The organism is Roseateles sp. P1_C6 (assembly GCF_056406315.1).
The window spans coordinates 375010-388325 of the sequence record NZ_JBFUAK010000002.1 but is presented as its reverse complement, the minus strand read 5'-3'; the positions used below and the strand labels follow the sequence as shown (position 1 = coordinate 388325).

The window sequence follows — 13316 nt, the reverse complement described above, 5'->3', positions numbered from 1 at the left end:
TGTCGACCACCCCCCGGAGTTCGTGACATTGCGCACGGGCCGCGAGCCCTCGTCGCAACAACTCGACACAGCTCGACAGCCAGCAAACAGCTGCCATCGGCAGACTGAATTCGCGGGTTCACGAGGGGCCCGCATCCACAGGCCACAGCGCCCTTGCGGGGCCACCAGTGTCAAAGGCAGTCCAACAATGAAACAACTCAAGCAACATCTGCAGTGGGGTCTGTGCGCCCTGACCTGCGCACTCAGCACCGCCGTGCTGGTCGCCTGCGGCGGCGGCGGCGGCGGAGCAGGCGACACGACCTCACAGGCGCCCGCCACGCCGGCGCCCTCGGCGCCCGGCGCCAGCACGGCGTCCGTCGTGGACGGCACGATCACGGGCTTTGGCAGCGTCATCATCGACGGCCAGCGCTTCGACGACAGCCTCGCCAAGGTCATGTTCGCCAACCGGCCCGACGCACAGACGGCCGGCACGCTGGGCGACCTACACACCGGCATGCGCGTGCAGGGTGAGCTGAAGGACGGCGTGCTGCAGAACCTGGTCGTGAACTTCGCGCTGGTCGGCAACGTGGGCGCGGTGGATGGCGCGGCCGGCACGCTGAACGTGTTCGGCCAGACCATCAAGACCACGACGACCGGCCAGTTGCCGACCGTTTTCGACGGCTTCAACAGCCTGGCGCAGCTGGCCGTGGGCGACCTCGTCAAGGTCAGCGGCACGGTGGCCGGCGACGGCAGCATCACAGCCACGCGCATCGAGCGCAAGGCCAAGGACGGCAACGAGCTGTACCGCCTCAGCGGCGCCGTGCAAGGCCTGGACACGACGGCCAAGACCTTCAGCCTGGCCGGCAACACCAGCGTGACGGTGAGTTATGCCGATGCCAAGCTGTTGCCCACGGGCGCCGTCATCGAGAACGGCAAGCTGGTCAGCGTCGTCGCGGCGCAGGCACCCACGGCCAGCGGCGGCAAGAACGTGTTGGCGGCCACCGTCGTGGAGATCAAGGCGCGCAAGCTGCCGGATTCCTCGGACACGACGGTGGGCGGCCCGATCAATGACTTCCAGAGCCTCGCCAGCCTGCGCATCGGCGACGTGCAGGTGGATGCCAGCACCGCGACGCTGAAGGAAGGCACCACCGCCGCCGACGTGGCCAACGGCGCGCAGGCGCAGGCGCACGGCAGCATCAAGGACGGCGTCATGAAGGCCGACTGGCTGCGCGTGTTCAAGAACGACACGGCGCTGAAGGCGCTGCTGATCGGCCAGATCACCGACTACGTGTCGCTGGCCAGCTTCACGCTGCGCGGCACGGTCGTCGACGCCAGCGCCGCCAAGTTCACCAAGGGCAGCGCGGCCGACGTGGCGGCCGGCGCGTGGGTGCAGGTCACCGGCCAGCTGACGCCCGCGGGCGTGAAGGCGACCGAGATCGCCGTGCAGCCGCCGCCGGCCGACAAGCCGCAGCGCCTGGCCGGTGCGATCAGCGGCGTCGACCTGACGGCCAAGACTCTCACGCTGCTGGGCACGACGGTGAAGTGGAGCGACACGACCAAGCTCAATCTCGACGTGAAGGGCGTGGCCACGCTGGCCAATGGCCTGACGGTCAATGTCGAAGGCAGCTATTCGGCCACCACGGGCGTCTTCACCGCGACCAGCATCACCGTGACGGCAACGCCCGGCACGGCCAAGACCATGGGCTTCTCGGGTATCGCCTTCAACGTGACCGAGTCCGGCTTGCAGATCGGCGGCTACACGGTGCAGATCACGGCCAACACCGTGCTGCAGCCGGCGGGCACCAAGCTGGCCGACCTCGTCAACGGCTCGCGCCTGAGCGTGAAGGTCACCATCAGCGGCACTGAAGGCAACATCAAGCTGACCGCTCTCAGCATCGAGCTGCAGAAGCCCGAGAAGGACGACGCCGGCAACGAATACGTCTACCTGGCCGGCCTGGTGGGCGACTTCGTCAGCAGCGCCAACTTCAAGGTCGGCGGCCAGAAGGTGGACGCCTCCGCCAGCACCGTGAAGTTCATCGACGGCGACGCCGCCAAGCTGGGCAACGGCGTCAAGGTCGAGATCAAGGGCAGCGTCAAGGACGGCGTGCTGGTCGCCAGGCAGGTGCACTTCATGCCCGGTTGAGCGCCATCCGCGCAACTTGCTGATCGTCAGGCCCGGCCCGCCCCTCGGTGCCGGGCCTTTTCGTGGGCGGCTGCAAGAATCGGCCGCCCATGAAAACTCTGCTGCGCCTCCTTGCCTCTTGCGTTCCGGCCCTCTCCACGCTGGCCGCTCTGGCCGGAGACCTGCCCCGCGAGCGGCTGCACCTCTACCTGCTGATGGGCCAGTCCAACATGGCTGGCCGCGACACGCGTGACCTGGCCGCGCAGGTGGACGACCCGCGAGTGCTGGCGCTGAACGCAGACGGCCAATGGGTCGTCGCCCGCGACCCCATTCATGCCAAGACCAGCCGCATCGAGCCAGGCGTGGGCCCGGGCATCGCCTTCGCACAGGCCATGCTCAAGGCCGGCGAGCCCGCAGCCATCGGCCTCATTCCCACGGCCGTGGGCGGAACGCCGCTGCGCCGCTGGGTGAAGGGCGGCGACCTCTACGAGCAAGCCCTGGCCCGCGCCCGCGAGGCCGCGAAGACGGGCGTCATCCGCGGCGTGCTTTGGCACCAGGGCGAGTCGGATTCGGACAGCGCCGCCAACGCCACCAGCTACGGCGCGCGGCTGGCGCGCATGTTCCAGGACCTGCGGCAAGACCTTGGCCAACCGGACCTGCCCATCGTCGTCGGCGAGATCGGCCAGTTCGTGTCGCCCCAGCGCCTGCCCGAAGCGGCGACGGTGCGCGACGCGTTGCGTCGCATGCCCGAGGCCCTGCCCGGCGTGGGCTTTGCCGACTCGACCGGCCTGGGCCACCTGGGCGACGAGCTGCATTTCTCCGCCGATGCCGCCCGCGAACTGGGCCGCCGCTTCGCCCGCGCGATGCAAGCGCTGCACACGCCAAGCCAGCCGTAACCGCAAGGAACCGCAGCCAGCGGGAAAGTACGGACTGCAGCCCGTCATTCCCCGAGTAGGATAGCGCTATCCAACAGCGACCCAGCGGCCGCGCCTCACCTCAGCTCGTTCCTCCCCATGACTCAATTCGCGCCCGATTCCCTCGTCGTCATGGGGGTCGCCGGCAGTGGCAAATCCACGCTGGCGGCCGCCGTGGCGCAGCGCATGGGGCGCACCTGGCTGGAGGGCGATCTGTTCCACAGCGAGTCCAACCGCCACAAGATGGCCCAGGGCCTGGCGCTGACGGACGAGGACCGCGCCAGCTGGCTGGCCAGCTTGTGCGAGCAACTGCGCCGGCATCCGGGCGGCGTGCTGGTGGCCTGCTCGGCGCTCAAGCGTGTCTACCGGGAGCAGTTGCGCCAAGCCTCGCCCGGGCTGCGCTTCGCCTTCCTGGACATCGCCAGGACCGAGGCCAACCGGCGGGTGTCGACTCGGGGCGAGCACTTCTTCGCCGCCAGCCTCGTCGACAGCCAGTTCGAGACGCTGGAGCGGCCGACGGGCGAACCCGGCGTGCTGCCACTGGACGCCAGCCAACCGCTGGACGACCTCGCCACCCAGGTCTGCCAGTGGCTGCGTGAGCCCCAGGCGCAGCGCTGAGCCATGCGCCAAGCTCCGCTCACCAAGCGCGAAATCGTCGGCTACGGCCTGGGCGACATGGGGTTCAACTTCTACTGGACCAACATCTCGACCTTCCTGCTGATCTTCTACACCGACGTGTTCGGCATCACGGCGGGCGCCGCGGCGACGATGCTGTTCGTCGTCAAGATCTTCAACGCCTTCACAGACCCCATGATCGGCGCCTTCGCCGACCGCACGCAGACGCGCTGGGGCAAGTTCAGGCCTTATCTGCTGTTCATGCCGGTGCCGCTGGCGGTGATCGCCGTGCTGACCTATTCCACGCCCGACTTCGGCCCCACGGGCAAGCTGGTCTGGGCCTATGTGACCTACCTGCTGCTGATGACGGTCTACACCAGCGTCAACCTACCCTACAGCGCCTTGTCGGGCGTGATCTCGGGTGACGCCAGGGAGCGCAATGCGGTCAACGCGTCCCGCTTCGTCTGCGGCTTCGCGGGCGGCACCCTCGTGACGGCCGCGTCGCCACGGCTGGTGGCCTGGCTGGGCGCCGGCGACCCGGCCCTGGGCTGGACGCTGACCATGGTGTTCTGGGGCGTCGCCGCCGCGCTGATCTTCGCCTTCACGTTCAGCGCCACCACCGAGCGCGTGCAGCCCGTGCAGGCCGAGCCGTCCAGCGTGCGCCAGGACATCGTCGACCTGCGCAGCAACCTGCCCTGGATCCTGCTGTTCTTCCTCGCGCTCATCATCATGCTCAGCATCACGCTGCGCATGACCAGCGCGGCCTACTACTTCAAGTACGTGGTCAACCGGCCCGAGCTGCTGGCCACCTTCATGCCGGCCTACCTGCTGGCCGCGGCCGCGGGCACGGCATGCACGCCGCTGCTCACGCGCTTCATCGACAAGCGCAAGCTGCTGATCGCGCTGATGCTCGCCTCCACCGTGCTGTCCACGGCCTTCCTGTTCGTGCCCAGCGACCAGATCGCGTGGATGTACGCGCTGCAGATCGCGCTGGGTCTGTGCCTGGGCCCGAAGTCGCCGCTGTCGTTCTCGATGCTGGCCGACTCGGCCGACTACAACGAATGGCGCAACGGCCGCCGCGCCACGGGCATGACCTTCGCCGCCAGCTCGTTCGCGCAGAAGCTCGGCACGGCGGTCGCGGTCGCCGTCATCGGCACGCTGTTCTCGGCACTGGGCTATGTGCCCAACGTCGCGCAGTCGGCCGAGTCCCAGGCCGGCATCGTCTGGCTGATGTCCGTCATCCCGGCCGGCTTCACGCTGCTGGCCGCGGTCATCATGGTCTTCTACACGCTGGACAACCCGACCATGGCGCGCATCCAGGCCGACCTGGCCGCGCGCAAGCCCGCCCTCTCACCCGCCTGAATCCCATGCTTCGTCACCTCGGCAGCGGCGAGCGCTGCGAACTCACCAGCCCCACGGCCCTGCCCCTGGCAGGCGGCTTCCTGTGGAACCGCCGCATGATGATCCAGGTCACCTGCCGCGGCTACGCCACCGCGCAGTTCATGCAGCCCGAACCGGCCAAGTACGCGCATGCGCCCAACCTGGAAGCCAAGAGCTTCATGCAGCCGGAGCAGGCCTACTACGCCCACCACCCCGGCCGCTTCGTCTACGTGAAGGACGAGGACACGGGCGAGCTGTTCTCGGCGCCCTACGAGCCGGTGCGCGCGCCGGTCGACGCCTTCAGCTTCGTCGTCGGCCGACATGACCTGCGCTGGACCGTGGAGCACCTGGGCGTGCGCGTGGAGATGACGCTGGGCCTGCCGACCGACGATGTCGTCGAGCTGTGGGAGCTGCGCGTCACCAACCTGTCGGGCCGGCCGCGACGCATCGGCGTGGTGCCCTATTTCCCCATCGGCTACATGTCGTGGATGAACCAGTCGGCGCAGTGGCGCGCCGACCTCAGCGGCATCGTCGCGAGCAGCGTGACCCCTTATCAAAAGGTGGCGGACTACTTCAAGAACCTGCAGCTCAAGGACAAGACCTATTTCCTCTGCGAGCGCACCCCTGATGCCTGGGAGGCGAGCCAGGCGGCGTTCGAAGGCGAAGGCGGCCTGCACAACCCGAGCGCGCTGCAGGCCGAGCGCTTGGCCGGTGGCGACGCCCGCTACGAGACGCCCGCCGCCTGCGTGCAGTACCGGCTGACGCTGCAGCCTGGAGAGGAGCAGACGTATCGCTTCCTGTTCGGCCCCGCGCTGGACGATGCCGAGATCGCGACCGTGCGCGAGACGCATCTGAGCGAAGCCGGCTTTGCCCGCGCTCGCGCGGCCTATGCCGACTACATCGACGGCGGCCGCGGCTGCCTGCGCATCACGACGCCCGACGCCGACTTCGACCGCTTCGTGAACCACTGGCTGCCGCGCCAGGTCTTCTATCACGGCGACGTGAACCGGCTCAGCACCGACCCGCAGACGCGCAACTACCTGCAGGACAACCTGGGCATGGCCTACATCGTGCCCGCCGTCACGCGCGGCGCGCTGCTGCACGCGCTGAGCCAGCAGGAAGCCAACGGCGCCATGCCCGACGGCATCCTGCTGATCGAAGGCGCCGAGCTGAAGTACATCAACCAGGTGCCGCACACCGACCACTGCGTGTGGCTGCCGGTCTGCCTGCAGGCTTACCTGGACGAGACGGGCGACTTCGCGCTGCTGGACGCCGTGGTGAACGGGCTCACGGTCGCCGAGCGCCTGGACGCCGCGATGGCCTGGCTGCAGCAGGACCGCGATGCGCGGGGCCTGAGCTTCATCGCCCAGGGCGACTGGTGCGACCCGATGAACATGGTGGGCTACAAGGGCCGCGGCGTGTCCGGCTGGCTGACCGTGGCCGCGGCCTATGCGATGAAGCTGTGGGCCGGCATCAGTGCCGACGCGGATCGCGCCGACGCCGCCACGCGCTGGCGCGCCGCGGCGCAGGAGTTGAACGACGCCGCCAACCGCCACCTGTGGGACGGTGACTGGTTCGCCCGCGGCATCACGGACGACGACGTGGTCTTCGGCATCAGCGCCGACACCGAGGGCCGCATCTACCTGAACCCGCAGTCCTGGGCCATGCTCAGCGGCGCGGCGAGCGAGGCACAGCGCGTGAAGATGCTCGCCGCCATCGAGGCCCAGCTCGACTCGCCGCATGGCGTGGCCATGTTCGCGCCGCCCTATTCCCGCATGCGCGACGACGTGGGCCGCGTGACGCAGAAGCACCCGGGCTCGGCCGAGAACGGCGCCGTCTACAACCACGCCGCCAGCTTCTACGTCCACGCTTTGTACGACAGCGGCGAAAGCGACCGCGCCTGGCACGCGCTGCGCCGCATGATCCCGGGGCCGGACGAGGCCGACCTGCTGCAGCGCGGCCAGCTGCCGGTGTTCATCCCCAACTACTACCGCGGCGCGCACCGCGAGTACCCGCGCACGGCGGGCCGCTCCAGCCAGCTGTTCAACACGGGCACGGCGGCCTGGGCCTACCGCTGCGTCGTCGAAGGGCTGTGCGGCCTGCGCGGGCAGGCGAAAGGCCTGCTGGTGAAGCCACAGTTGCCCGAGGGTTGGGACCGCCTCGACGCCGAGCGCGAGTTCCGCGGTGCGCGCTTCCAGCTGCGGGTGCGCCGCACGGGCCAGGCTCGCGTGCTGCTGGACGGTCAGCCGTTGGCTGACGGCCTCGTGCGCAACATCGAGCCCGGCCGCACCTACCGCCTGGACGTCGAGCTAGGCTGACGCCCGCCGCACGACCTGGAAGCCCAGGTCCAGGTTGGGCTGCTCCACCGGCTGGCCGCGCATCAGCTTCATCAGCATCTGCGCCGCCTGCTCGCCGATCTCGCGGCGCGGCGTGGCCACGGTGGTCAGCGGCGGCACCATCTGGTCGCTGCCCGGCAGGTCGTTGAAACCCGCCACCGCGACGCGCCCGGGCACCGCCACGCCCAAGCGCAGCGCCGCCAGCAACGCGCCCTGGGCCAGGTCGTCGTTGCAGAAGAAGATGGCATCGGTATCCGGCGCCTCGCGCAGCACGCGCTCCAGCATCGCGCCGCCCAGCGCCATCGACGAGGGCTCGGCGCTCAGCACTTTGTTGACGTGGTCGCCCAGGCCGGCCTGCATCAGCGCCGCCTCGTAGCCCTCGCCGCGCTCCAGCGTGCGGGGGTCGAGCTGCGCGGCCACGTAGGCGATGCGCCGCCTGCCGCCATCCAGCAGGTGTTGCGTGATGGCCCGCCCGGCATCGCGTTGCGAGAAGCCCACGCTGTGCCCGCCCGGCTCCACCTCGACCTCCATCACATGCACGCAGGGCACGCCGCTGCCCTCGATCAGCGCCGCCGCCGCCGGGCTGCGGTCGCGGCCCGTGACGATGAGGCCGGCCGGCCGGTGCGCCAGGAAGCTGCGCAGCACGGCCTCCTCCTCACCCGCGTCGTAGTGCGTCACGCCGATCAGCGTCTGGTAGCCGGCCGGCACCAGGCTGTTCTGCACGGCGTCTAGCAGTTCCACGAACAGCGTGTTGCTCAGCTTGGGGATCAGCACCGCGACATGGGAGCTGCGGCTGGACGCCAGCGCGCGAGCGGCCGGGTCCGGCACGTAACCGAGCGCGGTGGCGGCTGCGTGGACGCGTTCGGACAGGTCCTGGGCCACCGCGCGCTCGCCGCGCAGGGCCCGCGACACGGTGATGGGGCTGACCCCCGCCTCGCGCGCCACGTCGGCCAGCGTCACGCGGCCGGTGGCCCGCGCGCGTCGGGAAGGGGCGGCTGGAGACGTCTCGGGGGTGGGCATGGCTACATGGTATCCCCCATACCGGCAGGGAGATCGAACGCCTAGGATAGCGCAATCCAAACAGTCATCCTCACCCAGAGCGCTGGGCGATTCAGGGGCGGACGGTTTGTTTTTCACAGCATTGACGAAGCGCCCGCCCCTTTTTTTTGGATCAATCGGATAGCGCTATCCATAGCGTTTCACCCAGACCCACCGATCACCGCTTTAACGGTGACCCACGAAACCAGCGACACAAGCTGCCAACCAGGAGACATCCATGCGCAACCCCGGTCACAAAACCCTGATCCACCTCGCGGCCCTCGGTGCCTGCGCCGGCCTGGCCTTGCCGGCTCACGCCCAGACCGCCGACGCCACCCCGCCGGCCACCGAAGGCCAGCCGGACGCCGCCAGCGCTGCCAACGTGCTCGGCACCGTCGTGGTGTCCGGATCGCGCATCTCCGCCCGCGGCTTCAGCCAGCCCACGCCGACGACGCGCATGGTCGCCGCCGACCTGGAAAAGGTCGCCAAGCCCAACCTCTTCAACGCGCTGGCCGAGCTGCCCGCGCTGCAGGGCAGCACCGGCCGCACGACCAGCACCAACAGCACCAGCAGCGGCATCCAGGGCCTGAGCTCGCTGAGCCTGCGCGGCCTCGGGCCCATCCGCACGCTGACGCTGCTGGACGGCCAGCGCGTCGTCGGCGCCAACGTGACCGGCGTGACGGACGTGAGCCAGTTCCCGCAACTGCTGATCAAGCAGGTGGATGTGGTGACCGGCGGCGCCTCGGCGTCCTACGGCTCGGATGCCGTCGGCGGCGTCGTCAACTTCATCACCGACAAGCGCTTCACCGGCTTCAAGGCCAACGTCGAGGCCGGTGAGACCAACTACCACGACGACCGCAACACCACGCTGCAGGCTGCCTGGGGCCGCGGCTTCCTGGACGGCCGCGCGCACCTCTCGGCCAGCGTCGAGTACGGCCGCGAGAAGGGCGTGCCCTCCCCCCGCTTCGGCGGCGCGGGCGCCAATGGCCGCGACTGGTTCAAGAACCCGGCCTTCCAGGTGCGCCCGCTGGGCCAGACCACGGACGGCAAGCCGCAGTACACCTTCATCGAGAACGCGCAGCAGTTCCAATACGCCAAGTACGGCCTCATCACCAACGGCCCGCTGCAGGGCACGGCCTTCGGCAAGGACGGCGTGCCGTTCAAGTTCAACTACGGCTCGAACGGCGTGCCCACCGGCACGGGTGCGGTCACCGGCTGCGTCACGCCGTTTTGCGTGGGCGGCGACCTGGCCGGCACCGTGGGCGGCGGCACGACGCTGGGCATGAACATGACGCGCCAGGTGGCCTACACGCGCGGCAGCCTCGAGCTCAACGACGACCACGAGGTGTTCTTCACCCTCAACTACGGCAAGGTCGACTCACGCTTCACACCCAACCCGGGCGCGGCCAAGAACGACAACCTGACCATCCAGTGCGACAACCCGTTCGTGCCCGCGTCCATCCAGGCGCTGTGCGTGACGAACAACATCACCAGCTTCAAGTACGGCACGTCCAACGCGGTCTTCCCCAAGGACATCGAGGTCAACCCGGTGCGCACGCAGTTGCGCGCCGTGGTGGGCGCCAACGGCAAGTTCGACGCCTTCGGCAAGCCCTGGACCTATGACGCCTACGCGGCGCATGGCCAGAACACCATCGACATCAGCGTTGCCAACATGTCGCTGAACGCGCGCTACAACGCCGCCATCGACGCCATCCGCGGTCCCAACAACACCATCATCTGCCGCAACCCGGCCGCGGTCGCCTCGGGCTGCGTGCCGCTCAACATCATTGGCGACGTGCCCGCCGATCCGGCGGCGATGGCGTACATCGAGCCCGCCAACGGCCCGCACCAGCACTCGCGCCAGCGCCAGTCGGTCGCCAGCTTCGCCATCAACGGCGAACCGTTCTCGCTGTGGGCTGGCCCGGTGGCCGTGGCCTTCGGCGCCGAGGTGCGCAAGGAGCAGTACTACGTCACCGGCGACCCCTACGGCAACGGCGTTTCCGCCGCCACGCCCAACACCGCCGCCTACCCCGCCGACCCGCTGCTCAACACCAGCATTGGCAACAACTGGTACGCCGGCAACTATCACAACGCCGAGGGCAGCTACAACGTCAAGGAGGGCTTCATCGAGCTGAACCTGCCGCTGTTCAAGTCGGCGAGCCTGGGCGAAGCCAACGTCAACGTCGCCGGCCGCCACACGCGCTACTCCACCTCCGGCAACGTCGACAGCTGGAAGGCCGGCACCACCTGGAAGACCGGCGTCGATGGCCTGCGGCTGCGCGCCGTCACGTCCAAGGACGTGCGCGCGCCCAACCTCAGCGAGCTGTTCGCCGCGCCGCTGGTCGTCAACAACACGGTCAACTCCGGCGGCACCACGCTCACCGTGCAGCAGCGCACCATCGGCAACACCAAGCTGCGCCCCGAGATCGGCCGCAACACGACGCTGGGCATCGTGCTGGCCCAGCCCAAGTGGGCGCCGGGCTTCAGCGCCTCCGTCGACTACTTCGATATCAAGGTCAACGACGTCATCTCCTCGCTGACCGCGCAGCAGGAGGTGGACCTGTGCGCCGCCGGCAACCAGGAGATCTGCGCGGCGATGGACCTCGTCAGCGCCACCAAGTTCGTCACGCTGCAGGCCTTCAACCTCGCGTCCATGCGCAACAAGGGCTTCGACCTGGAAGGCGTCTACCGCTTCAACCTGGGCGGTGTCGGCCTGCCCGGCAGCCTGACGCTGCGCGCGCTCGCCACGCACACACGCAGCTTCGTGACCAACTCGGGCGTCGTCGGCACCATCCCGAGCGAGGCCGCCGGCGTCAACCTCGGCAACACGCCCAAGTGGAAGGGCCAGTTCTCGCAGTCCTGGGACACCGACGCGGCCAGCTTCACGGTCTCGCAACGCTGGATCAGCAAGGGCGTCTACAGCAACGAGTACATCGAGTGCCAGACCAGCTGCCCGACCGCCACGGTCGTCCACCCAACCATCCTGGACAACCAGATGAAGGGCGCCTTCTACTGGGACATCGGCGGCTCGTACAAGCTCAACAAGAACCTGACGGTCTACTTCAAGGTCGACAACCTGACTGACGTGGACCCCGTGGCGGCGCCACAGACGGGCACGGGCTACGGCATCAACCCCTTCCTGTACGACGTGCTGGGCCGGCAGTACCGCGTGGGCGCGCGCATGTCGTTCTGACGCGGCTAGTCAACGCCCAGGCTCAGGCCGCGCGCCTTCAGCCACGCCTCCGCCGCGGCAACGCTGGCGCAGCCGTGGAAGTTGGTCATCGCGGCGGCGCGGGCCGCCATGGGCTGGATGATGAGGGCCTGAAAACTGTCGGGGATGACCGTGGCCGCGGCGACAAGGCCGTGGGCCAGGGCGTCCTCGAAGAAGGCCCAGATGCCGTCCAGCGCCTCGGGCGTCGCCCCTTCCCAGGCGGCGGTGTCGCTGAGCAGGCCCCAGGGCCGGTCGGCATGCTCGCGCGCCAGGCGGCCGCCCTCCTCGCGCAGCCGCTCGGCCGCGACCTCGTTCCAGGTGCCCTCCAGGCGCAGCACCAGCACCTCACCCCGCCACGTCAGGCTGAAGTGGCCGTGCTGGCTCCACGCCGGTTTCATGGCATCAGGCGGGCGCCTGCATGCGGCCCACGACGTCGCGCACCTCGGCCAGCAGCGCGGGGACGTCGACGGTCGTCGGCTGGCGCTCGCGCAGCACCTGGCGGCCGCCCACCCACACGTTGCTGACGTGCTCGCGGCCGGCCACGTAGACGAGCTGGGCGGCTGCGTTGTAGACCGGCTGGCATTCGATGCTGTCCAGCGAAACGGCCACGACGTCGGCCAGCTTGCCGACCTCCAGCGAGCCCAGGTCGTCGGCGCGGCCCATGGCCTTGGCGGCGCGGATGGTGGCCATCTCCAGCGCCGTGCGCGCGGTGGCCACCGTCGGATCACCGGTGATGCCCTTGGCCAGCAACGCGGCCGAACGGATCTCGCCGAACATGTCCAGGCGGTTGTTGGACGCCGCACCGTCGGTACCGAGGATGGTGTTGACGCCGGCGGCCTCCAGCGCCTTCAGCGGCATCACGCCGGACGCCAGCTTCAGGTTGGAGTTGGGGTTGTGCACCAGGTGCACGCCATTCCGGGCCATCAGCTCGATCTCGTCGTTATTGAGGTGAACCATGTGGACGGCGATCATGCGCTCGTTCATCAATCCCAGCTTAGTCAACCGTTCCAGTGGCCGCACGCCGAACTGTTTCAAACCGTCTTCCACCTCGCCCGCCGTCTCATGGATGTGGCAGTGCATCTGGATGTCCAGTTTCTCGGCCAGGTCGCGCAGCTTGATGAAGGTTTCGTCGGACACTGTGTACGGTGCATGCGGCGCGCTGGTCCAGTCCAGCAGCTTCTCGCCCTTGTACTGCTCATAGGCGGCGATGCCCTTGGCGATGTAATCGTCCGGACCGCTGGCATAGCCCGTGGGGAAGTCGATCACGTTCATCGACACGGCGGCGCGCACGCCCGAGTCCACGGCGGCACGGGCCATCGCGGTCGGGAAGAAGTACATGTCGTTGATGTAGGTCGTGCCGCTGCGCAGGCCTTCGGCGGCTGCCAGCTTGGAGCCGAGGTAGGTCCATGCCTCGCTGACCCACTTCTTCTCCAGCGGCCAGATGTGGTTCTGCAGCCAGTCCATCAGCGGCACGTCGTCGGCAACGCCGCGCAGCAGCGTCATGGCCGAATGCGCATGGCCGTTGATGAGGCCGGGGATGAGGATCTGCTCGGGCAGCTCGACGCGCTCGGCCTGCGGGTACCGGGCCAGCAGCTCGGCGCGCGGGCCGATGGCGGCGATGCGCTCGCCGTCGATCAGCAGCGCGTGGTTTTCCAGCGTGTCTTCGCCGGCCTTCATCGTCAGCAGCCAGCGGGGCAGCAGCAGGGTCTGGGACATCTCTT

The 13316-nt window shown here is 68.9% G+C and carries 9 protein-coding genes; 6 read left to right on the top strand and 3 right to left on the bottom strand.

Annotated features, from left to right (window positions below):
• The first annotated feature begins 187 nt into the window (after positions 1-187).
• The 5 genes from AC1D29_RS04775 (at position 188) to AC1D29_RS04755 (ending at position 7328) form a co-directional block, all read left to right on the top strand.
• Positions 188-2122, top strand: a complete 1935-nt coding sequence (locus AC1D29_RS04775; RefSeq protein ID WP_477894752.1) for a DUF5666 domain-containing protein — start codon at positions 188-190, stop codon at positions 2120-2122.
• 89 nt (positions 2123-2211) lie between these two features.
• Positions 2212-2997, top strand: coding sequence for a sialate O-acetylesterase (locus AC1D29_RS04770; RefSeq protein WP_477894751.1), 786 nt, complete (start codon positions 2212-2214; stop codon positions 2995-2997).
• Between the two features lie 117 nt (positions 2998-3114).
• Complete coding sequence (locus AC1D29_RS04765) at positions 3115-3633, top strand: gluconokinase (RefSeq protein ID WP_477894750.1); 519 nt, start codon at positions 3115-3117, stop codon at positions 3631-3633.
• A gap of 3 nt (positions 3634-3636) precedes the next feature.
• A complete protein-coding gene (locus tag AC1D29_RS04760; protein WP_477894749.1) occupies positions 3637-4992 on the top strand; it encodes an MFS transporter in 1356 nt (451 codons plus the stop codon).
• 5 nt (positions 4993-4997) lie between these two features.
• Positions 4998-7328: a GH36-type glycosyl hydrolase domain-containing protein gene (locus AC1D29_RS04755; RefSeq protein WP_477894748.1), complete on the top strand. Its 2331-nt coding sequence runs from the start codon at positions 4998-5000 to the stop codon at positions 7326-7328.
• Here the strand turns inward: AC1D29_RS04755 and gntR are convergent.
• Positions 7320-8366: an HTH-type transcriptional regulator GntR gene (gene gntR, locus AC1D29_RS04750; protein WP_477894747.1), complete on the bottom strand. Its 1047-nt coding sequence runs from the start codon at positions 8364-8366 to the stop codon at positions 7320-7322. The genes AC1D29_RS04755 and gntR overlap by 9 nt on opposite strands.
• Before the next feature lie 256 nt (positions 8367-8622).
• On the opposite strand from gntR, the gene AC1D29_RS04745 reads away from it, so the two are divergent.
• Entirely contained in the window at positions 8623-11577 is a 2955-nt protein-coding gene (locus AC1D29_RS04745) for a TonB-dependent receptor plug domain-containing protein (protein ID WP_477894746.1), read from the top strand.
• A gap of 5 nt (positions 11578-11582) precedes the next feature.
• Here the strand turns inward: AC1D29_RS04745 and AC1D29_RS04740 are convergent, their stop codons facing one another.
• A complete protein-coding gene (locus AC1D29_RS04740) occupies positions 11583-11993 on the bottom strand; it encodes a hypothetical protein (RefSeq protein ID WP_477894745.1) in 411 nt (136 codons plus the stop codon).
• A gap of 4 nt (positions 11994-11997) precedes the next feature.
• The gene (locus AC1D29_RS04735) at positions 11998-13311 is read right to left on the bottom strand and encodes a TRZ/ATZ family hydrolase (protein WP_477894744.1); all 1314 of its coding nucleotides are present in this window, start codon (positions 13309-13311) and stop codon (positions 11998-12000) included.
• Between the last annotated feature and the right edge of the window lie 5 nt (positions 13312-13316).